The sequence below is a fragment of the Lysobacter sp. A286 genome (assembly GCF_054052105.1).
Window position 1 is genome coordinate 522,816 of sequence record NZ_JBSVRJ010000001.1, and the last position, 20,483, is coordinate 543,298.

General features: G+C 64.7%; 20 protein-coding genes. 8 read left to right on the forward strand and 12 right to left on the reverse strand.

The features are described 5' to 3' along the window. Together ACW7G0_RS02495 and ACW7G0_RS02500 are read right to left on the reverse strand one after the other, a co-directional pair. Positions 1-1,629, reverse strand: coding sequence for a DUF802 domain-containing protein (locus tag ACW7G0_RS02495; protein WP_456987413.1), 1,629 nt, complete (start codon positions 1,627-1,629; stop codon positions 1-3). An 11-nt stretch (positions 1,630-1,640) separates the two neighbouring features. Further along, positions 1,641-2,363 (reverse strand): DUF3348 domain-containing protein, encoded by a 723-nt coding sequence (locus ACW7G0_RS02500; protein WP_456987415.1) that lies wholly within the window; start codon positions 2,361-2,363, stop codon positions 1,641-1,643. Positions 2,364-2,533: 170 nt separating this feature from the next. Here ACW7G0_RS02500 and ACW7G0_RS02505 point away from each other — a divergent pair, with 170 nt between their 5' ends. Next, a complete protein-coding gene (locus ACW7G0_RS02505; protein ID WP_456987416.1) occupies positions 2,534-3,523 on the forward strand; it encodes a DUF2268 domain-containing putative Zn-dependent protease in 990 nt (329 codons plus the stop codon). 12 nt (positions 3,524-3,535) lie between these two features. On the opposite strand, the gene ACW7G0_RS02510 is transcribed toward ACW7G0_RS02505, so the two are convergent. After that, entirely contained in the window at positions 3,536-4,090 is a 555-nt protein-coding gene (locus ACW7G0_RS02510; RefSeq protein WP_456987418.1) for a DUF1697 domain-containing protein, read from the reverse strand. A gap of 159 nt (positions 4,091-4,249) precedes the next feature. Between ACW7G0_RS02510 and ACW7G0_RS02515 the strand changes: the two genes are divergently transcribed. Then, positions 4,250-5,902 (forward strand): M28 family metallopeptidase, encoded by a 1,653-nt coding sequence (locus tag ACW7G0_RS02515; protein WP_456987420.1) that lies wholly within the window; start codon positions 4,250-4,252, stop codon positions 5,900-5,902. Positions 5,903-5,966: 64 nt separating this feature from the next. Here ACW7G0_RS02515 and ACW7G0_RS02520 read toward each other — a convergent pair whose 3' ends face one another. Further along, entirely contained in the window at positions 5,967-7,325 is a 1,359-nt protein-coding gene (locus ACW7G0_RS02520) for a Gfo/Idh/MocA family protein (RefSeq protein ID WP_456987421.1), read from the reverse strand. A gap of 163 nt (positions 7,326-7,488) precedes the next feature. Here ACW7G0_RS02520 and ACW7G0_RS02525 point away from each other — a divergent pair, with 163 nt between their 5' ends. After that, positions 7,489-8,196, forward strand: coding sequence for an HAD family hydrolase (locus tag ACW7G0_RS02525; RefSeq protein WP_456987423.1), 708 nt, complete (start codon positions 7,489-7,491; stop codon positions 8,194-8,196). Positions 8,197-8,311: 115 nt separating this feature from the next. Here ACW7G0_RS02525 and htpG read toward each other — a convergent pair whose 3' ends face one another. Both htpG and upp read right to left on the reverse strand, forming a co-directional pair. Then, complete coding sequence (gene htpG / locus ACW7G0_RS02530; RefSeq protein WP_456987424.1) at positions 8,312-10,222, reverse strand: molecular chaperone HtpG; 1,911 nt, start codon at positions 10,220-10,222, stop codon at positions 8,312-8,314. Between the two features lie 119 nt (positions 10,223-10,341). Beyond that, positions 10,342-10,977 (reverse strand): uracil phosphoribosyltransferase, encoded by a 636-nt coding sequence (gene upp, locus ACW7G0_RS02535; protein ID WP_456987426.1) that lies wholly within the window; start codon positions 10,975-10,977, stop codon positions 10,342-10,344. Positions 10,978-11,093: 116 nt separating this feature from the next. On the opposite strand from upp, the gene ACW7G0_RS02540 reads away from it, so the two are divergent. Then, positions 11,094-12,587, forward strand: a complete 1,494-nt coding sequence (locus ACW7G0_RS02540) for an amino acid permease (RefSeq protein ID WP_456987427.1) — start codon at positions 11,094-11,096, stop codon at positions 12,585-12,587. Here the strand turns inward: ACW7G0_RS02540 and ACW7G0_RS02545 are convergent. Continuing rightward, positions 12,540-12,836: a GIY-YIG nuclease family protein gene (locus tag ACW7G0_RS02545; RefSeq protein WP_456987429.1), complete on the reverse strand. Its 297-nt coding sequence runs from the start codon at positions 12,834-12,836 to the stop codon at positions 12,540-12,542. The two genes, ACW7G0_RS02540 and ACW7G0_RS02545, sit on opposite strands and share 48 nt — an antisense overlap. A 114-nt stretch (positions 12,837-12,950) precedes the next feature. On the opposite strand from ACW7G0_RS02545, the gene ACW7G0_RS02550 reads away from it, so the two are divergent. Together ACW7G0_RS02550 and ACW7G0_RS02555 are read left to right on the forward strand one after the other, a co-directional pair. Then, complete coding sequence (locus tag ACW7G0_RS02550) at positions 12,951-14,039, forward strand: hypothetical protein (RefSeq protein WP_456987431.1); 1,089 nt, start codon at positions 12,951-12,953, stop codon at positions 14,037-14,039. 125 nt (positions 14,040-14,164) lie between these two features. Further along, positions 14,165-14,953 (forward strand): BON domain-containing protein, encoded by a 789-nt coding sequence (locus ACW7G0_RS02555; protein ID WP_456987433.1) that lies wholly within the window; start codon positions 14,165-14,167, stop codon positions 14,951-14,953. 33 nt (positions 14,954-14,986) lie between these two features. Here ACW7G0_RS02555 and ACW7G0_RS02560 read toward each other — a convergent pair whose 3' ends face one another. Beyond that, complete coding sequence (locus ACW7G0_RS02560; RefSeq protein WP_456962156.1) at positions 14,987-15,214, reverse strand: RNA-binding S4 domain-containing protein; 228 nt, start codon at positions 15,212-15,214, stop codon at positions 14,987-14,989. Positions 15,215-15,304: 90 nt separating this feature from the next. Here ACW7G0_RS02560 and dbpA point away from each other — a divergent pair, with 90 nt between their 5' ends. Further along, on the forward strand, positions 15,305-16,699 hold the full coding sequence (dbpA, locus tag ACW7G0_RS02565) for an ATP-dependent RNA helicase DbpA (protein WP_456987435.1): 1,395 nt from the start codon (positions 15,305-15,307) through the stop codon (positions 16,697-16,699). A gap of 12 nt (positions 16,700-16,711) precedes the next feature. Here the strand turns inward: dbpA and ACW7G0_RS02570 are convergent, their stop codons facing one another. Together ACW7G0_RS02570 and ACW7G0_RS02575 are read right to left on the reverse strand one after the other, a co-directional pair. After that, entirely contained in the window at positions 16,712-17,104 is a 393-nt protein-coding gene (locus ACW7G0_RS02570) for a DoxX family protein (protein WP_456987437.1), read from the reverse strand. A 60-nt stretch (positions 17,105-17,164) separates the two neighbouring features. Beyond that, positions 17,165-18,112: a DMT family transporter gene (locus ACW7G0_RS02575; RefSeq protein WP_456987439.1), complete on the reverse strand. Its 948-nt coding sequence runs from the start codon at positions 18,110-18,112 to the stop codon at positions 17,165-17,167. A 111-nt stretch (positions 18,113-18,223) separates the two neighbouring features. On the opposite strand from ACW7G0_RS02575, the gene ACW7G0_RS02580 reads away from it, so the two are divergent. Then, positions 18,224-19,129, forward strand: coding sequence for a DMT family transporter (locus ACW7G0_RS02580; RefSeq protein WP_456962152.1), 906 nt, complete (start codon positions 18,224-18,226; stop codon positions 19,127-19,129). 21 nt (positions 19,130-19,150) lie between these two features. Here the strand turns inward: ACW7G0_RS02580 and ACW7G0_RS02585 are convergent, their stop codons facing one another. Together ACW7G0_RS02585 and ACW7G0_RS02590 are read right to left on the reverse strand one after the other, a co-directional pair. Next, positions 19,151-20,002: a DUF72 domain-containing protein gene (locus ACW7G0_RS02585; protein WP_456987440.1), complete on the reverse strand. Its 852-nt coding sequence runs from the start codon at positions 20,000-20,002 to the stop codon at positions 19,151-19,153. 80 nt (positions 20,003-20,082) lie between these two features. After that, the gene (locus ACW7G0_RS02590; protein ID WP_456987442.1) at positions 20,083-20,382 is read right to left on the reverse strand and encodes a hypothetical protein; all 300 of its coding nucleotides are present in this window, start codon (positions 20,380-20,382) and stop codon (positions 20,083-20,085) included. Positions 20,383-20,483: the final 101 nt, after the last annotated feature.

The window sequence follows — 20,483 nt, forward strand, 5'->3', positions numbered from 1 at the left end:
TTACGCCTCGGCTGCTGTGCGCGAGGTGGCGAGGTGTTGCAGCTCGCCGATGATCTGCTTCTGCGACAACAGGCTCAGGTCGACGACCTCCCGCGCCTGGGCGACGTAGTAGGCCAGTTGCTCGTCGCTGCGGGTCATCGACTTGTCGAGTGCGGTCTCGATGTGCTGCAGGCGCTCGGCCAGGGCGTCGGTCGACGTGCCGAACACTTGCACTGCTGCGCCGAAGGCATCGCCGAGGCTGGCCACCTCGACTGCGCCGGCGCTGACATGCGCCGCCGCGGTGCGCTGCTCGGTGGAGGCGTGGTTGACGGCATCGAGCAACGTTTCCAGGGTGCCCAGCAGACGGGTGCGCTCTTCGAGCATGGCGCCGAACGCGTCGGTCCATTGCGCCAGCCGCTGCTGGTCGCGGGACTCCAGCTCCTTTTGCAGCTCCGCATGTGCTTGCTGCAGGACGTTGACGAGCGCGCCGGCACGATCATCGAAGTTTGTCGCGGCGGTGGCGAGCGCCTGCTCGTTGCGAGCCGCGAGCTGTTCGTTGAGGGTTTGCTGGCGTGCCAGCGTGCCGCCCAGATCAGCGACGAGGGTGTTGTTGGCTTGCTGCTGCTCGGCCACGGCGGCGGTCCAGTGCTCGGCGGCGGCGCTGGTCACTGTCTCGATGCCGGTCGACAGTCCGTCCAGTTGCTGCTGTACCGCCTGGCTGACCTGGGTATGCAGTGATGCGGTTTCGCGCGCGAGGCCGGCCATCGTGGTTGCCACCACCGGTTGCAGCGCGGCAACGACGGCTTGGGCGTTGTCGCTGACGCCGGTCTTCAGGGACTGCTCCAGCGAGGAGGCCAGGCGCACATGGGACGCCTCGGCGCGGGCGTGGAATTCCTGTTGCTGGGCGGCCAGCCGTTCGCTGGCGGTGAGGTTGTGCTGCTCAAGGCTGGTCATCATCGACTGCAGCCGGTCGACCAGTGTCGGCATCAACGCTGTCTGTTGTTGCAGCAGTTGGAAGGCTTCGTCGCGCCGCCAGGCTTGTGAGTGCGGGCGCAGGGTGGTCGCGATTTCCACGTCGAGCTGCTGCACCGCCTGCAGCCGTTCGCGCCGGCACAGTGCGGACAACAGGCCGAGCATTGCCGAGGCGGCCACGCCGGCGATCGAAGTGCCGAACGCGAACGCCAGGCCCTTTACCGGTGCGCCCAGGGAGCCGCGAATCGCCTCCAGATCGCTCGCGCTTTCCAGCGCCAGGCCAGTGCCGCGCAGGGTCGCCATCATGCCCATCAGCGTGCCAAGCATGCCCAGCAGCACCAGCAGGCCGACCAGATACGGTGTCAACGCCGGCCCCGGCAGCGCCACGCGCTCACCTTCAATCCGCAATCGCACCGCATTGCGCAGGCTTGGGTGCAGACGGCCGACCCAGTCGCCAAGGTCGGAGACGGCGCTGCCTGCGTCTGCCATGGCGCGTGTCAGCGAGGCGCTGGCGTGGCGGTAGCGATGCAACTCCAGCGCGCCGGCGAGGTAGCAGGCGCCGATCATTACGGTGACGCCGACCCCGAGCAGGTTGGAGCCGATATAACCAGCGCCGATCCAGCCCACGGCGAGCAGACCGAGCAGGAACACGACAAACAGAAGGGCATTTTTGGGCATCGGGGTTCCAGCTATCGGGTGCGAAACGCTGCAAGCAGGCCTTCAACAGGGTGAAAACGCAGTTCCAGTTCGGCCAGCAGCAGGCCCTGCACGTCCTTGTGGAACCTCTCCAGCCAGGCGTCGGGCTGGATGGCGTTGCTGCCAGCGGAGGCTTCCGGGTCGGTCAACGGGCTCTGGCCGGCAGCGTGAAGACGGGAAAAGTGTTGTCCCAGCAGGGCCGGCACGGTGGCCAGCAAGGTGTTCTCGCGCGGACTCAAGGTCTGCTCCATTACCGCATCGACTTCCGCGAGCCGGGCCAGATCGACCGACTCGCGCGTGAGCCGGTCGCGCAGCTGGCCGCGCAGGCGACCGGTCGCCGCCTGCATCGTCCGCTGCATGTCGAGATAACAGCCACCAACGGCGGTGTAATCCACCACCGCAGCGTCCACGCCGGAACCGGATGCGCCCGTCTCGACCGCAGCCGATGCCTGGACAATGGCCTTCACCAACGCGGTGCGAACGCGCGCGCATTCGGATGCCTCGCTGCCGTCAAAATCCGGCACCTCGGTAGCGGCGGCGGGAACCCGGCCATCCAGGGCCCGGGACAGGGCAACCGCGCGGTTCCAGTCGATCCATTGACTCAGTCGATCCGACAACGTGTGCCTGGACGGCTGGATGTCGGACTCGGTGAGGCGAACCAACAGGCGGATGAATGCCGGGCCGGGAACGGGCGTCCGTGGAGGTGCCTTGGCCATGTTTTGCTGCCGCATATTCGCTGCGGCATGACCGCTTCGGAAAACCGGTAATTTTACATGCTTCCAGCGCGGAGCCAGGAATGAACAGCTTCTCCGGTGCCGGCGGGGTTCACGTGGCAGGAACCGTGCCGGTATCCTGATCGGCCCGATCACGACTCAGGACGGATTTGATGGACCAGACCGCAATCGCGCCTCCGGTGAGCACACCGCGGCGCAGGACGAAGTCAGGTGTATTGGCGGTGCTGCTGGCTGCGGGATTGCCGCTGCCTGCGCTCTCGGGGGAGGCTGGATCGGGCGATAACCCGGCCGAGGTGCACAGCGACGACGTCACGCGCTTTTTCCAGACATTCGATGCAGCCCACGGCAAGCCCGATGCCGAGGCGTTGCGACGCGGCTACCTGGACGTGGGCAGCGACGCGTTGCGCGACTTCAATGACATCCGGATCGGGTCGATGGAGCGGTTGGCCCAGGCCATCGTCGACAAGCCGGCGTTGTTCGACAAAGCCCGCACCTGCGCGACGCGCTTGCCGGAGATAAGCAACCGGGTGGTCGGTGCTTTGGCAGAGCTGGGGACGGTATTGCCGTCGGCACGTTTTCCACCGGTTACCATCTTGGTTGGCCGTGGCACCACCGGCGGCGTCACCACGCCGGCGGGGGTGGTCATCGGGCTGGAGACGCTGTGCAACGCCGATTGGATGCAGCCCGAAATCGACGACCGGTTCGTCCATTTGATCGCGCATGAGTATGTGCACGTGCAGCAACACGGCGCTGCGGTTGAGGTTACCGAGCCCACACTGCTGTATCAGGTGCTGCTGGAGGGTGGGGCGGAATATGTTGGCGAGTTGATCTCCGGGCAGGTGGCCAATGCCCACCTGCAGAGCTGGACGCATGATCGCGAATGCACGCTTGGGCGCGAGTTCCTCGCCGACAAGGACGGTGCCGAGATGTCGCGCTGGCTCTATAACGGTCCCGGTGACGACAGCCGCCGGGGCGACCTCGGCTACTGGATCGGCCATCGCATCGCGCGCGCCTACGTCAACGCCGCGGATGACCGACAGCAGGCCATCGTCGAGCTGCTCGATGTACGTCCGGAGATCGCGGCGGCATTATTCGACGCCAGCGGTTGGCGACCTGAGTGCGACTCTGCGGGAGCAGAGTGACCGGGGCAGGGTTCACTTCTTGAAACGGTTCACTGAACCGGTCCATGGCGCGCCCAGGGACGATCCCGCCATCCCGGCTAGCTTGCCTATGGTGTTCATGTTGCGCGCCGTACCGGTTTTCGCGGCAGGAATCTTCAGCTTCGAATCTGCCATGCCGTCACCGTAGTGCACGTAAATCTCGCGCTTGCCGAGCGCGAAATCCTCGCTGTTGCGTCCGCTGGCGTGGTCCAGCGAATCAGCGGGCGGTGCCTTGTCGAGGAAGATCGCCACCGTGCGGTTGGGTGCGGCGTTGGGGAATGGGTTGGCGGCCAACACCGCCGCCATCTCGGTGCCGGTGCGCAATGCCACGCCGATTGGCTTTCCGGCATGGCGCTGCAGGCTCGCCTCCAGCGTTTTCTTCGCCTGCGAGGGCGTCGCTACGGTGTCAAACACCACATTGCCGCTGGCGATGTAGGTGCGTACGTTCTCGAACCCGGCGTCCTCGCACAGGGTGCGCAGTACGGTCATCGGCAGCTTGCCGGTGCCGCCGACGTTGACGGCGCGCAGCAGGGCAACATAGGTATTCACGCACGCAGCATAACCACCCTTCACGCTTCGGACAGTACGACGTCATTGATGAGTGGCGTGCTTGCAGCCGAAGCGTTTGCCGGGTGATGGTTCAGGGATAACCCCAAAGCAACCAGTGCTAGCATCAGCCGGTCAACCGCCTCCGCACAGGTAGCTACCTTGAAACGATTGCTCCTTTCCGCGCTTGTCCTGCCCGCGTGCTCGTTCGCATTTGCCGCCGACCTGCCGACATTCAATCCGCAACAACTGTCGGATGAAGTGAAAGCTTTCTCTTCCGATGCGTTCGAGGGTCGGGCACCCGCGACTCCAGCGGAAGCCAGGACCGTCGACTACATCGTCAACGGGATGAAAGACGCTGGCCTCGAGCCCGGCGGCGACCTGAAGGACGGCAAGCGTGCGTGGACCCAGGCGGTGCCGCTGGCGCGCAGCAATATCGTTGGCGTGCCAACGCTGACGCTGACCGTGGAGGGCAAAGCGCGAGCACTGACCCAGGGTGAGGAAATCGCGATCCGCGCACCGATGGATGGCTCTGCCTCCGTCGACGTCAAGGACGCGCCGCTGGTGTTTGTCGGCTATGGCGTCAGCGCGCCGGAGCGCGACTGGGACGATTACAAGGGCCTGGACCTGCACGGCAAGATTGCGGTGGTGCTGGTCAACGACCCGGATTTCGAGACCGGCGAGGGCGACTTTGGTGGCCCGGCGATGACCTATTACGGCCGGTGGACTTACAAGTATGAAGAGGCCGCGCGGCGCGGCGCCGTTGGCATGCTGGTGGTGCATGAGACGGCACCGGCGTCCTACGGTTGGGACACGGTCAAGAACTCCAACACCAACACCATGTTCGATATCGTGCGCGACCAGCCGGCTGAAGCGCATGTCCAACTGGAAGGCTGGATCCAACACGACCTGGCGGTCGAGATGTTCGATCAGGCGGGGCTGGACTTCGCCGAGCTGAAAAAACAGGCGCAGACGCGCGCGTTCCAGCCGGTGGCGCTGGAGGGCGAAAGCCTGTCGGCCAACTTCAAGGTCGACTCCGAAGTCATCACCTCGCAGAACGTGGTCGGCCGCCTCGAGGGCAGCACGCATCCCGACCAAACCGTGATGTATAGCGCGCACTGGGACCACCTGGGCATCGGTGAGCCCGATGCCACCGGTGACCCCATCTACAACGGCGCGGTGGACAACGCTACCGGCGTGGTCGCCTTGATTGCATTGGCGCGCGCTTTTACCGAGGCACCGCAGCCTGAGCGTTCGGTCGTGTTCCTGGCCGTGACCGCCGAGGAAAAAGGCCTGCTGGGGTCAGAGTATTACGCCGCCAACCCGCTCTATCCATTGGCCACCACCGCAGGCGTGTTGAATGCCGATGCGCTGAGCCCGCATGGCCCATCGCGCAATTTCACCATATCGGGCAACGCCAAGTTGGGTTTGCTGGATGCCATGATCAAGGACGCCAAAGCGTTTGACATGGTCTATACGCCCGATCCCAAGCCGGAGGCTGGCTACTTCTTCCGCTCCGATCACTTCTCGTTCGCCAAGCGTGGTGTGCCGGCGGTGTCATTCGGCGCGGGCAACGACCTGATCGACGGCGGCGTGGAGGCAGGCAAGGCATTCGAAGACCAATACACGAGCCAGCACTATCACCAGCCATCCGACGAATGGCAGGCCGACTGGCCCTTCACCGGAATGGCGCGCGACCTGCAGTTGTTGTACGTGGTGGGCAGCGACCTGGCCAACTCGCAACAATGGCCCGACTGGAGCAAGGATTCCGAGTTTCGCGGCGTCCGTGACGAGACGGCCACGCAGCGGAAATAAAATCCGCGTCAGCACGTTCCCGGTTGCCGCGCGCAGGCTGGCGTGGCAATCGGGGGGAGTGAAGTCAGTAACCGGTATCCAGCGCGAAGATCGGTTTGCGGTTCTTCCACCGGCCCTCGGTGAAGTCCGGGAAGTCGAGGGTCTCGAAGTTCCCGGCAATCGATTGCTCCGACAATGGGGTGATCGCGCTCCAGGTGACGGCGTCGTAGATGTCGATCGGCATCGCGTCGCCGGCTTTCAAAGCCTCCACGAAGCCGTTGAGTACGAACCAGTCCATCCCGCCGTGTCCCGCGCCCGCCGCGGTCTCGGCATATTTCTTCCACAGTGGATGGTCGTACTTGCGGAACCATTCCTGGGCGTCGTCCCATTTGTGTGGCGGGCTTTTGCCCTCGATGTGGACGCCCTTGTTGACGTCCATCCACAATCCCTCGGTGCCCTGCACGCGGAAGCCGAGCGAGTAGGGACGCGGTAGCGAGACGTCCAGTTGCAACATGATGGTCTCGCCGTTCTCGCAGGCGATCTGGGTGGTGACCACGTCGCCACGGGCGAACTCCAGTGTTGCGTTGGGATGGTTTGGGCCTGCCTTGTCGACGATGTAGTCGTGCAGGCCACGGGCCTTGCTGGCGAACGAGTTGATCCGGGTAAACCGGTTGCCACGATTGATATTGGCAAGGTGCGCGCACGGCCCGATGCCATGGCTGGGATACAGGTCACCGTTGCGGTCGATCGAATGCTGCGTCCGCCAGCGCGCCTCCGACCAGCCCTTGTCGCCGTACTCCACGCCGCTGTCATACGGCTCGTCGGGGTTGCCGGAGTTGAAACCCACCCCGCGCAGGTCGTGCTGGTAGCCGCCCTGCAGATGGACGATCTCGCCGAACACGCCCTGGCGAGCCATGTTGAGCGCTGCCATCACATCGCGGCGGTAGCAGACGTTCTCCAGCAGCATGTAGGGCGTGCCGGTTTTCTGCTGTGTGCGCAGCACGTCCCAGTGGTCCTGCAGGGTGATGCCGGCGACCACTTCGCAACCGACAGGTATTTTTGCCTGCATCGCGTCGATCGCCATGGGCGCGTGCCATTCCCACGGTGTGGCGATGATCACACCATCCAGGTCATCCATCTCCAGCAATCCGCGGTAGGCATGCACATCGCCGTCGGCGCCAAAGGTCTTCGGCTTCGGCTTGCCGGCCTTCTCGATTGCCGCAACGGCGCGGCCCAGCATGATCGGCTCGATATCACACAGCGCCACCAGGTCGACATCACTGCGTCCCAGCAACGAACCCATCAGGCTCTGGCCACGCAAGCCGGTACCGATCATGCCCAGCCGCAGTTTGCTGCGCGGCCGGGCAAAGGCGGGTGTCCAGACCCCGGCAGCAGCCAGGGTGCCGCCGGCGATGCCGGTGATCAGGAATTCGCGACGTTTCATGCTTCCGGTACCGTTTTTTGAGGCGGTCGACAATATAGCTTGTCGACATCCTCATGAAATTGCCCTCCATCCGTAAAGCCGGCTCTGCTCCCACGCTTGGAGGGCAAGCAGACACCGTGTTTACGGGCACCCGGGCAGGGTGGTGGAAACACAGGCGAACCCCATGCTGAAGCCCGAACCTCCCGCCGACGTCGTATTCCTGCTCGACGTCGACAATACCTTGCTCGACAACGATGGTTTCAAGGCCGATCTTGACGCACGCCTGGTGCGTGACTTCGGGGCCGACGACGCCGCTCGCTACTGGTCGCTTTACGACAGCGTTCGCGAGGATCTTGGCTATGCCGATTACCTCGCGACCTTGCAGGCCTTCCGTGAGGGTCTGGACGCGGATCCGGACCTGTTGCAGATGTCCGGTTTCCTGCTTGAGTACCCGTTTGCGCAGCGCCTTTATCCCGAAGCGTTGGAGGTGGTCAGGCATCTGCACACGCTCGGCACGCCGGTGGTGTTGTCCGATGGCGACGTGGTGTTCCAGCCGCGCAAGGTCCAGCGTTCGGGCCTGTGGGACGTCTTGCACGGCCGGGTGCTGATCTACCTGCACAAACAGCACATGCTAGATGCGGTGCAACGCCGGTTTCCGGCGCGCCATTACGTGATGGTCGATGACAAGCCGCGACTGCTGGCCGAGATGAAGCAGGTCCTGGGTGCGCGCCTGACCACGGTATTCGTCCGCCAGGGCCATTACGCCGATGAAGCGATCGGAAAGACCTTTGTGCCTCCACCCGATATCGCGATTGATCGGATCGGCGAGCTGGTCGGCGTCGCGCTGGGGCGCTTGGTCCCGGATCGCACGCCGAAGGTCGGCGGCAAGTAGCCCCATGAAAAACCCGCCGGAGGCCGGCGGGTTTGGAGGTCGCTGGATCCCCGCTTTCACGGGGATGACGGGGTCGTTTCAGGAATGACGATGGGTCATTTCGCGGGGATGTTGGTCAGCCCAGCAACACCCGGTTCATCCGTTGCACGAATGCGGCAGGATCGGGCAGCGGTGCGCCGGCGGCGATCTCGGCCTGCTCCAGCAGCAGCGTGGCCAGGTCCTGCGCCTTGGCATCGTCGGTTTCCGCCTCGACCCGCTTGAGCAGTTCGTGCTGCGGATTGATCTCCAGCGTCGGCTTGCTTTCGGGCAGTTCCTGGCCGGCTTCGCGCATCAGTCGGGCGAAATGCGGGGCCATGTCGTAGTCGGCCAACGCCAGGCAGGAAGGCGAGTCGGTGAGACGGGCGGACACGCGCACGTCGCTGACGCGGTCGCCCAGCAGGGTCTTGAGCCTGGCCACCAGCGGTTCCGCGGATTTGACGGCCGCGTCCTGCCTGGCCTTGTCATCCTCGTCCAGCGGCAACTCGCCCTTGGCGACGTTCTGCAACTTCTTGCCGTCGTACTCGTGCAGCGAGCCGAGCATCCACTCGTCGATGCGGTCGGACATCAACAGCACTTCGACGCCCTTGGCCTTGAATGCTTCCAGCTGCGGGCTGCCGAATGCGGCGGCATGGCTCTCCGCGGTGATGAACCAAATGGTGTCCTGGCCTTCGGTCATGCGGCCGATGTAATCGTCCAGCGAGACCGTCTGCTTGCTGCCCTCGGCCTTGGTGGAAGCGAAACGCAGCAGCTTGGCGATGCGTTCGCGGTTGCCGACATCCTCGCCGATGCCTTCCTTGAGCGTGTTGCCAAAGGCCTTGTAGAAAGTGGTGAACTTCTCGGGCTCGTTGCGTGCCAGCGACTCGACCAGGTCCAGCACCCGCTTCACGCAGCTGGCCTTGATGCGCTCCAGCTGGCGGTTGTGCTGCAGCAACTCGCGGCTGACGTTGAGCGGCAGGTCGTCGGCATCGATCACCCCGCGCACGAAACGCAGGTAATTGGGCAGCAGCTCCTCGGCGGCGTCCATCACGAACACGCGCTTGATGTAGAGCTTCAGCCCCTTGCGCTCATCGCGCCCGCCCATCATCAGGTCGAACGGTGGCTGCGACGGCAGGTACAACAGAGTGGTGAAGCTCTGGTTGCCTTCGACGCGGTTGTGCGCCCACGCCAACGCATCGTTGAAGTCGTGGCCGAGCGACTTGTAGAAGCCCTGGTATTCCTCGTCGGAGATTTCCGACTTGAGCTTGGTCCACAGCGCGGAGGCGGCGTTTACGGTTTCCCATTCGTCGGCCGCCGTGGCGTCCTCGTTCTTGTCGTCGTCGCTTTCGTCCTTGTCGGCCACTTCCTTGGGCATCCGGATCGGGAAGGCAACGTGGTCGGAATAGCGGTTGATCAGCGAGCGCAGCTTCCAGTCGGCGAGGAACTCGTCCTCATCGGCCTTGAGGTGCAGCACCACGGTGGTGCCACGCTCGGCCAGCTCGACCGGCTCCAGGGTGTATTCACCCTTGCCGTCGCTCTCCCACTTCACCCCGTCGCTCGCCGGCGCGTCGGCGCGGCGGGTGAGTACGGTGACCTTGTCGGCAACCACGTAGGCGGAATAGAAGCCCACGCCAAACTGCCCGATCAAACGGGCGTCGGCCTTCTGCTCGTTCCCCATCGCGGCCAGGAAGCGGCGTGTGCCGGAGCTGGCAATAGTGCCGATGTTGGCCACGACTTCATCGCGGCTCATGCCGATGCCGTTGTCGCGGATGGTGATGGTGCGGGCGTCCTTGTCACAGCTGACGTCGATATGCAGCTCGCCATCGCCGGCGGTCATCTCCGGGTGGGCGATCGCCTCGAAGCGCAGCTTGTCGCAGGCGTCGGAGGCGTTGGAGATCAGCTCGCGCAGGAAGATCTCCTTGTGCGAATACAACGAGTGCGTGACCAGGTGCAGGACCTGGGCGACTTCGGCTTCGAATTGGCGGGTTTCAGTTTCAGTGCTTGCGTTCATGCGTATGAGTCCGATGCTGCGATAGGAGTGGAGTCCAGGCATCGGAAATGGGCCTGGGTGGCCAGAATTCAACCTGGGCACCCTGCCGCGCGTGCCAGGGCTCCTGCCGCGGAGACTGGTCAGTCCGCGCGGGTGCCGAAGATCTTGTCGCCTGCATCGCCCAGCCCGGGCAGGATATAGCCGCGCTCGTTGAGGCGATCGTCGATCGAGGCGGTGTAGATTTCCAGGTCCGGATGCGCAGCCTCTGCCGCGCGCAGGCCTTCGGGTGCGGCGACCAGGAACAGGCCCTTGATCCGCGTTGCGCCGGCGGCCTTGAGCATGTCGACGGTGGCGATCAGCGTGCCGCCAGTTGCCAGCATCGGGTCGAGGATCAAGGCGGTCCGGTCGGACATGTTGCCGACCAGTTTCTCGTAATAGGTGACCGCGCCCAGGGTCTGCTCATCGCGTTGCAGGCCGACCACGCTGACCTTGGCCGCCGGGATCATTTCCAACACGCCCGGCAGCATCCCGATGCCGGCACGCAGGATCGGCACCAGGGTGATTTTGCGGCCCTTGATCCGGCGTATCCGGATGGGAGCTCCGGCCCATCCTTCCACTTCGACCGATTCGGTTTCCAGGTCGGCCGTCGCTTCGTAGGTAAGCAGGGTGGCGACCTCGGACGACAGTTCGCGGAACGACTTGGTGCTGTTGTCGGCGCGACGCAGCAGGCCGAGTTTGTGTTGCACCAGCGGATGATGGACTTCGACGATTTTCATTGGCCCAAGTGTGCCATGGCCTTGGTCACTTTCGCCCCGGGTGAAAATCGCTATAGGCTGGCTCGTTGCCAATCTGCGGCCGTCACGGCCGGTCGGCCCCAGCCAGGATCCAGTGCATGAGTCTGTTCCGTACCAAATCCATCGAGCAATCCATGGCCGATGCGGCCGAGCCAGGCCACCAGCTCAAGCGCTCGCTGAGCACCTGGGACCTGATGATCCTGGGTGTGGCGGTGGCGGTCGGTGCGGGCATCTTCTCGGTCGGCGCCCGCGCGGCAGGCAGCTTCGCGGGGCCGGCGGTGACGCTGTCGTTCGTGCTTGCGGCCGTGACCTGTGCGCTGGCGATCATGTGTTACGCGGAGTTCGCCTCCACCATCCCGGTCGCGGGCAGTGCCTACACCTATACCTACGCCACCTTGGGCGAGTTGTTGGCGTGGATTATCGGCTGGGACCTGATCCTGGAGTTGCTGACCGCCGGCGCGGTGATCGCCAAGTACTGGGGCATTTACCTGAGCACGGTGTTCGACCTGTTCGATGTGCACATACCCACGACCATCGACGTATTTGGGCTGGGGATGGATTGGGGGCCCTTGTTCATCGTCGGGGTATTTACCGCGCTGCTGATCCAGGGCACCCAGTTGTCGGCCCGGGTCAACAACGTGTTCACCCTGATCAAGGTCGGCATCGTGCTGTTCGTCATCGTGGTCGGTTTCACTTACCTGAAGGTGGAGAACTTCACCCCGTTCGTGCCGCCGGCAGTCCCAACCGGTGGAGGTGATTCGGATGTGTGGTCGCAATCGCTGGTGTCATGGGCCACGGGCGCGGCGCCGGCCCAGTACGGTGTTGCCGGCGTGCTGTCGGGGGCGGCGCTGGTGTTCTTCGCCTTCATCGGCTTTGACGTCGTCGCCACCTCGGCCGAGGAGGTCAAGGATCCGCAGAAGACCTTGCCGCGTGGCATCTTCGGCGGACTGGCGCTGGTGAGTGTGCTGTACATCCTGGTATCGCTGGCGCTGACGGGAATGGTGCCGTACACGGTACTGGCGGCGGCGGAGAATCCATCGCTGGCTACCGCATTCGTTGCCGTGGGCGCCGATTGGGCCGCGCAGGTGATCTCGGTGGGAATCCTGATCGGGCTGACCACGGTCATCATGGTGTTGCTGCTGGGCCTGTCCCGTGTGCTGCTGGCGATGAGTCGCGACGGGTTGTTGCCGCGCTGGCTCGCCGCGACCTCCGACAAGCGCCATACACCGGTGCGCCTGCAGCTGATCAGCGGCGCGGCGGTCGCGTTGCTGGCGGGCTTCACCAACGTGGAAATACTGGAAGAGATGATCAACATCGGCACCCTGTCCGCGTTCGTACTGGTCAGCGTTGGAGTGGTGGTGTTGCGTCACAAGCGCCCCGACCTGACCCGCGGCTACAAGGTGCCGTTCTCACCCGTGTTGCCCATCGTCTCGGCGCTGCTGTGTGCGTATCTGATGCTCAACCTGACCACGTTGACCTGGGTGCGGTTCGTCGTCTGGCTGGCGGTCGGCTTTGCCATCTACTTCCTCTACGGGCGGCGCCATTCACGGGTCGGCATGCGTGCCAGAGGGGAGATCGGGCGCGACGGATAGGCTTGCCTCGCCGCACAACGCGCGTTTGCGGGCGGCGCTGAGCTGCTTGATGGCGTACTCGGCGCGGCTGGCGCTGCTGCGGTCGGGGTGCTCGAACCGCGCCATCAGTCGCACCGGAGGGTGCGCGCGGGTATAGCGCGCGCCTTTGCCCGCCAGATGCTGGGCATAACGACGCTCCACATCGGTGGCGATGCCGGTATACAGGCTGCCGTCGCGGCACTCGATCAGGTAGACGTACCAGCAGGTCATCGGCGCAGTGTAACGAGGACGGCCGATGAGCGAAAAATGTTCATCCGGCGTTGAGCCGCGTGCAACCCATGCACCCTAAACTGGGCCTCCATCCTGACTGTCGGTTTTTCGCGCATGTCCAAGCCCCGGTGCCTCGCCGCGATCTGCGTGACGTTGTTATTGGCGGCCTGCAACCTGCAGGCGCCGGTCGACGCCACCGCGCCGGTCACCGAGACCCGCGCAGATGCCGCCGTGGAACCGCCGGGCGGAGCGGTATCGGATGCGACGGTCGCCGTACCGGTGGCGCCGGAGCGGATCAGCGAGCGGGTGGAAACCGACTGGCAACCAATGGCATTGACCGCCGGTGAAGCGTGGATCAGTTGCGACTCGGATTATGCCGATGGCGAAGGTCAGCCTTTGCTCTCGCTGGGCTATTCGGTAATGCGCAGATCGCTGGCCCGGTGCAGCGATCCCGGGCTGTTGCGGTTGCGCTACCAGGGCAAGATATCCAGTGAATTCACCGCTCTGGTCGAACGTGTGGTGGAGCTTGCCGACACCCTGGGCATCGACAAGCGCATCCTCGACATCGACTCCACCGGTGGCCAGATCGAGCAGGCAATCCGCGTCGGCGACCTGATTGGTGGCTCGGGCTGGACGGTCTGGGTGCGCGAGGACGCCGTCTGTCACAGCTCGTGCGTGCTGGTGCTGGCGGCCGGGGACATGCGGATGATTGCCGGCAAGGTCGGGATACACCGGATGATCCGGATCGGGTCAAAAGCCACTTCACGCGCCGAGCTGCAGCAGGAGCTGGAAGAAGTCCACGCCCAGGTGCGCGAATACCTGCAGCGGAACGGGGTGGCGTTTGCCGTCGCGGACCTGATGATGACCGTCCCCAACCGTCGCTTGCGCCTGCTGACCGATGACGAGTTGGACCTGTACGGATTGAACGGCCTGAACGCGGTGGAGGATGACCTGCAGCGCATCCAGTTGACCCGCCAGTGCGGCGAAGCGTTCGTGCAGCGCAAGGATGCGTTTTACCGGGCTTTCGAACGTGACTGCCAGGCTCCCGGTGGGGAGGTGGGGGTGATGGGCGAGTGTGCCCAGCAATTGCGCCACCGCTTCGGCTTCCCGGACAGCGAGTGCCCGGCGCAGAGCCCTTTGTCCGAATACGACTCGGCGCTGGAAATGCCCGACGACGTGCTCAACGGAAATCCGACGTCGTAACCAATACAGCCGACTAACACAACCGCCACATTGCGTTAATACCCGTTGCCCCATCTTCCAAGGTGCGGCTTGCGGTGACGTGCCAGCAGGCTCGGTGCATCCAACGCAGTGGAAGGAGGTGACCGGTGCAAGACAGGAACAGGAACGTCGGCAATGATCTCAAGGCGATGGCCCAGGACGTCGTCGACATGGGCGCGCAATGGGTTCAGTCGGGGCGTGAATGGATGGACGAACGGAGAGACGGGATGACCAACCGTAACCAGGCTCCCCATGGATCGCGACGAGACCAGAGCCAGTACCGGCATGACGCCAACCCCCGTTCTCGCGCGGATCAGACGGAACGTGAGGCTGGCCCCGGCTATGCCGGTGCTGGGCCGGATACGTATCTGGGCGAAAACGTGACCCGCCACGCCCAACGTTATGCCATGCCGGGCGACACCCAGCCCGACTATTACGACCGCCCGGGTTACAGCCAGACGGCTTACGCCGGAGCAGACTATCGCGGACCGCAACGGCGCAGCTACAGCGGCATGGGGCCCAAAAACTACGTTCGTTCCGACAGTCGCATCAACGAGGACCTGTGCGAGCGGCTGAGCCGGGACCACGATGTGGACGCCAGCGACATCGAGGTCAAGGTTGTCGATGGCACCGCAACGCTGGACGGTACGGTCGCGCAACGCTGGATGAAACATCGCGCCGAGGATCTGGCGGATGGCTGCAGCGGCGTGCGCCACGTGGAGAACCGGATCCGCGTGCGGGCGGCGGCCGACGGTGATGACCGCCAGCCATGGTCGTCCGGGACGGCCAGTGCGCAGGCGGCACCGGATGCCGCTGGTAGCGCCGGTGTCGCCAGCGATCGCGGTGGCACTGCATCAGGCAGCAGCACGCCAGGAGGCAGCACGACGAGCGGATAAGCCGCGTCGCCGGGCACGACCGGTCACGACCGGTCACGACGCCGGGATCACCCTGATTTCGGCGTCTCCCAAGGTGACAACCTGGCCCACGCGGATCTTGCAGGTCTTGCGCAACTCGGTCACGCCATCCACGGCGACGGCACCGCTGGCGACCATGGCCTTGCCGGCGCCGCCGCTATCGCACAGCCCGGCCAGCTTGAGCAACTGGTTGAGTTCGACATGGTCGTGGGCGGGATCGAGTTCGAAATCGGATGCTTGCATCTGCGGCTCAGTCAGCGGGGAGGGTGCAGGGTCGCAGCCGGCATGAACGTGCGCAATACCTGACCGGCCGGCAACCTGCGATCATGGCGCATGACCCAGACTGCCACCGACCCGTCCTTCGCTTCGCTATCGCTGCCCACGAGCCTGATGCAGGGCGTGGAGGCGCTGGGATACCGGCAGCTGACCCCGATCCAGGCGCAGTCGTTGCCGGCGATCCTGGATGGCCGTGACGTCATTGCGCAGGCGCCCACCGGCAGCGGCAAGACCGCGGCGTTCGGTCTGGGCCTGTTGCATCGCCTGGACCCGGCCCGGATCCAGACCCAGGCGTTGGTGTTGTGCCCCACGCGGGAGCTCGCCGACCAGGTTGGCAAGCAACTGCGCAAGCTGGCGCTGGGTATCCCCAACTTGAAGGTGTCGGTGCTGTGCGGAGGCATGGCGCTGGGGCCGCAGCTGGCGTCACTGGCGACCCACGACCCGCAGGTGGTGGTCGGCACGCCCGGACGCATCCAGGAACTGCTGCGCAAGAAGGCGCTGCATCTTCGCGGAGTGCGCACTCTGGTGCTGGATGAGGCCGACCGAATGCTCGACATGGGCTTCGAGGAGCCGATCAAGGAGATCGTCGGCAAGACCCCGAAGGATCGTCAAAGCCTGTTGTTCTCGGCGACCTTTCCCGATGCCATCCGCGGGCTGGCGAACGCGATGCTGCAGCAGCCACTGGAAATCACCGTGGAAGCGGCCGAAAGCCAGGCCCCGATCCAGCAGCTTTTCTACGAGGTCGAGTCCGCGCGCAAGACGCCGTTGCTGGCCGCGTTGCTGCTTGAGTTCCGTCCCGTGTCCTGCGTGGTGTTCTGCAATATGCGCCGCGATACCGCCGAGGTGGTCACGTCGCTTGAGCACTACGGTTTCACCGCGCTGGCCCTGCATGGCGACATGGAGCAGCGCGATCGCGACGAGATCCTGGTGCGCTTCGCCAACCGCAGCTGCAGCGTACTGGTCGCCAGCGATGTCGCCGCGCGTGGGCTTGACGTCGAGGACCTGGCAGCGGTGGTCAATTACGAGCTGCCGACCGATCCGGACATCTACGTGCACCGCATCGGCCGCACCGGTCGTGCAGGCAAGGATGGGTTGGCCCTGAGTCTGTGCGCGCCGCGCGAGGTACCCCGTGCGCTGGCGATTGCCGAACATACGAGTACCGCACTGGCCTGGCGACGTGGCACACCGCTGGCCGGCAAGGCCTCCGGGGTGAAGCCGGCGGCCATGGTTACCCTGCGGATCGATGCCGGGCGCACCGACAAGTTGCGACCCGGCGATATCGTCGGCGCATTGACCGGCGATGCCGGTCTGGCGGCCTCGGCAGTGGGCAAGATCGACGTCTTCGCAACCCGTTCCTACGTCGCCATTGCCCGCGACCAGGCCGACACCGCGCTGGCGCGGTTGCGTGCAGGAAAAATCAAGGGTCGCCGCTTCCGGGTCAACCGGATCTAGGCGGGTTTGCGGCTATCGGCCGTTGACGCTGAACCGTCCCGGGCCAAGCAACGCGATCGCCAGCCCGGTGACAAAGTACATTCCCTGCAGTTCCAGGGCCCAGCCGCCACCGCTCATGCTGCCCAGCTGACCGGCATGAGCGAGAACGACGGCGACGATCATGTTGATGGCAATCAGCAGCCCGCCGATCCGCGCGTGGAAACCGATCAGGACCATCAACGGCGCTACCACCTCGCCGATCAGTACCGCGTAGCCCAGGAAGCCGGGCAGGCCGCGCGCCTCGACCATGCCGGTGATGGACGCCAGACCGCCGTCAAGTTTGGAGAGTCCATGGAGCAGGATCAGTAGCCCCAAAGCGACCCGCAGGAACAGTTTGGCGAGATCTTGCTGCAGCGCTGGATTCATCGGAGCGGTCTTGGTCGGGAGGAGGGGACAAGCATACGTTTGATTTTGCTGGTTTCACGTTTACTCCACCACGCTCTTGGATTCCGCCGTCACCAGCATCTCGGGGTGCTCGACCCGGCGCGGCTTGCCCAGCAGCGGATGGACGAACACGGCCGACAGGATGATCAATACGCCCAGGTAGAAATACATCGTCAGTTCGTGCTGTTCACCCAACAGCAAAATGGCCAGCACGATGGCGTAGACCGGCTCCAGGTTGACGGCCAACTGGGCGGAGAAGGCGCTCATGTGACGCAATGCAACCAGCGACAGCGCGAACGGAAGCAGTGTGCAGACCAGCGCCAGCACCAGTAACAGGACCATATCGCGACTGCCGGGCATCACCAGCAAGTCGCCGGAGAAGGCGGGAAACACCAGCGGCATCACCGGCGCCAATGCCGTCAACGCAAGGGTGCCGGCGCCCAGTTCCAACGCGGTGACCGTCAACGGATCGGCGTGGTGGACCAGTCGTTTGTTGAGCGAGCCGAACAGGGCCACGAACAAGGCCGACAGCGCACCCACGGCAATGCCGATCCGCATGTCGGCAGGGACTCCGCCGACGATCAGCGCGACGCCGGGCAACACGCCAACGCCCAGGGCCAGGTCGCGTCGATTGAATCGGGTACGTGCCAGGCTGGGTTCGATCAGCGCGGTGAACACCGTGGCCAGTGCCATGCAGGTTGCACCGACCGAGGCGTTGGCCAGTTTGATCGCGCCGTAGAAGGTCAGCCAGTGCAGCGCCACCAGCACGCCGATGCCGGCGTAGGCCCAGAACAGCCGCGCCGGCATCGCGCGCAGCCCGCGCCAGACCCTGGGCAGCAAGGCCAGCGCGACCACCACGATCAACATCCGTGTCCACACCAGCGGCAGGGCCGGAAGCGTGATCAGCTTGCCGAGGATCGCCGTGAACCCCCACAGCAGCACGCAGAAGTGGATCTGCAGGAACGCCTTGTTGTGCGGAGTCATCGGCATGGCATCACTGCGTGGCAGGTTGGATGGCTGAACCTTCAATTATGCGCTTGCGATGGCGGGTCAGTGGAGGACAATAGCGGCTCGATTCAAGCCAGACCGGTCCATCGCGCCATGCCCACCACACAAGCCTGCGTTGCCGACCTTCCCGTTACCGCCACGTCGGAGCGTGCCTGGCTGGCGCCGCTGGAGCTGGTCGCGCTGGCCGCGATCTGGGGTGTGTCGTTCATGTTCCAGCGCGTTGCCGCGCCCGAGTTCGGCACTGCGGTGCTGTCGGAATTGCGGCTTGCGTTTGGCGCCCTGGTACTGCTGCCGTTCCTGTGGCGCGGGCGTGCAGCCTTCCCGGTCAGGGCCTGGCCAAAAGTGATCCTGCTGGGCGCGATCAACTGCGCGATCCCGTTTGCCCTGTTCGCCTGGGCCGCCCAGCACGCGCCCGCCGGTATCAGTGCGATTGCCAATGCCACCGCGGTGTTGTTCACCGCCCTGATCGGTTTTTTGTTCTTCGCCGAGAAAATCGGGGTACGCCGGGCGATCGCCTTGTTGGTGGGTTTTGTCGGCGTGGCCGTGCTGGCCAGCGGTGAGACTGCCGGCGCCAGCATCGGCTGGGCGGTTGCGGCGGGCTGTACGGCATCGTTCCTGTATGGCGTTGGTGGACACATGCTGCGCCGCTACTTCTCGGGCATGCCACAGGCCGCATTGGCTGCGGCGACCCTCGGGGCATCGGCCCTGCTGACGTTGCCGTTCGCGGTCGCGCAATGGCCGGCACAATCGGTATCGATGAACGCGTGGTTGTCGGCCATCCTGCTCGGGGTGCTGTGCACCGGCGCGGCCTATGCGGTGTATTACCGGCTGGTGCAGCGCATCGGGGCCAGCCGCGCGGTCACGGTCACCTATCTGGTGCCGCTGTTCGCGGTCGGCTGGGCATGGTGGTTGCTGGACGAGCCGGTGACCTTGTCGATGGGAGTCGCCGGCGCGCTGATCATGGGTAGCGTGGCGATCAGCCAGAAAGCCCGCAAGTGACGGGCACGCCGTGGTGTCGGATCAGTTGCGAAGCTGCTCGATCAGCGCCATCGCGGCGGCGGGATTGCGGCGCTTGGCCGCGCTGATGAAGAAGACGAATACATCGCGCGGCTTGTCCGTCTCGATGGCGGTCGGGCCGATCCGCGGCACATCCCCGGGTTCACGCCCATCGGCCCAGATGCGCGCGCGCCTGGCCCAAAGCGCCAACTCTTCGGCGCTGTAGCCGCTGCTGAGTCCGGCTTGCGAGCGCATCAGCCGCAGGTACACGAAATCCGCGGTCACGTCGGCAAACGACGGGTACTCCCTGGAGTCGGTGAACACGGTGGCCATGCCGCGGCTGCGAACCATCGCGAGGTAGTTGGCATCGACGAAATCGGGCGCACGTACGTCCAGTACGTGGCGCAACGGATGCCCGTCGACCTGGGGCGGCAGCAGGTCGAGGAACCTCTCGAAGTCGTCATGGGCGAGTTGGGTGCCCCGGTCGAACTGCCAGACAATGGGACCCAGACGGTCGCCCAGGGCGGTGATGTCGGCAAGAAAACCTTCCACCTGGCCGCCAGCATTGGCCAGCATGCGCGACTGCATGATCCGCTTGGGTGCCTTGAGCGAGAACACGAAGCCCGCAGGAGTCTCGCTGGCCCAGCGCGCATAGGTTTCGGGTTTCTGGGTGCCGTAATAGGTGCCGTTGATCTCGATCGCGCTGAGCTGGCGACTGGCGTATTCGAGCTCTCGGCGCTGGACCAGCCCGGCGGGATAGAAGCCGCCGCGCCAGGGCTCGTACGTCCAGCCGCCGATGCCGACCCTGATGCCGTCGATCGCATTCACTGCGTCGGCGGTCGCGGCAAACAGGTCGTCGTGGTTTTGGCGGCTCATGGGGACCAGTCGAGGGCGAGTGTCCAAAGGATAGCGCCGCGATGTTAACTGGCCGTTCCGGGTCGTCGTTGGTAGCGCTGTTATTGCTCCGCTTCGGCGCTCTCGAACTCGACCAGTACCTCCAGATCAAACGCCAATGCCTCCACGGTCTCGCGCACCTTCTCCGCAGTGGCGTTGTCGGGCGCCTCGATCTCCAATACATGGGTGCCCGGACCCATGTTGTCGATCAAGCCGGCCGAGCTGGAGTCGGGGTCATCCATGTGCGACATCAGGCCGGAGATTTCCTCGACGTGTTCGATGCCTGGAATGCCGGTCAGCAGGTTGGCGATCGCGCGCGCATCGTCTTCGCTGCCGGTGATTCGGATACGTAACTGGGGCATGGCAGCGGTCTCTGGTGTGGGGGAGTCAGGCTAGGCAGGCGGCGGCCAAGATGGCGTGACGGACAGCGTAATGGCTGCAGCGTCCTCACCTGCATTGGCCT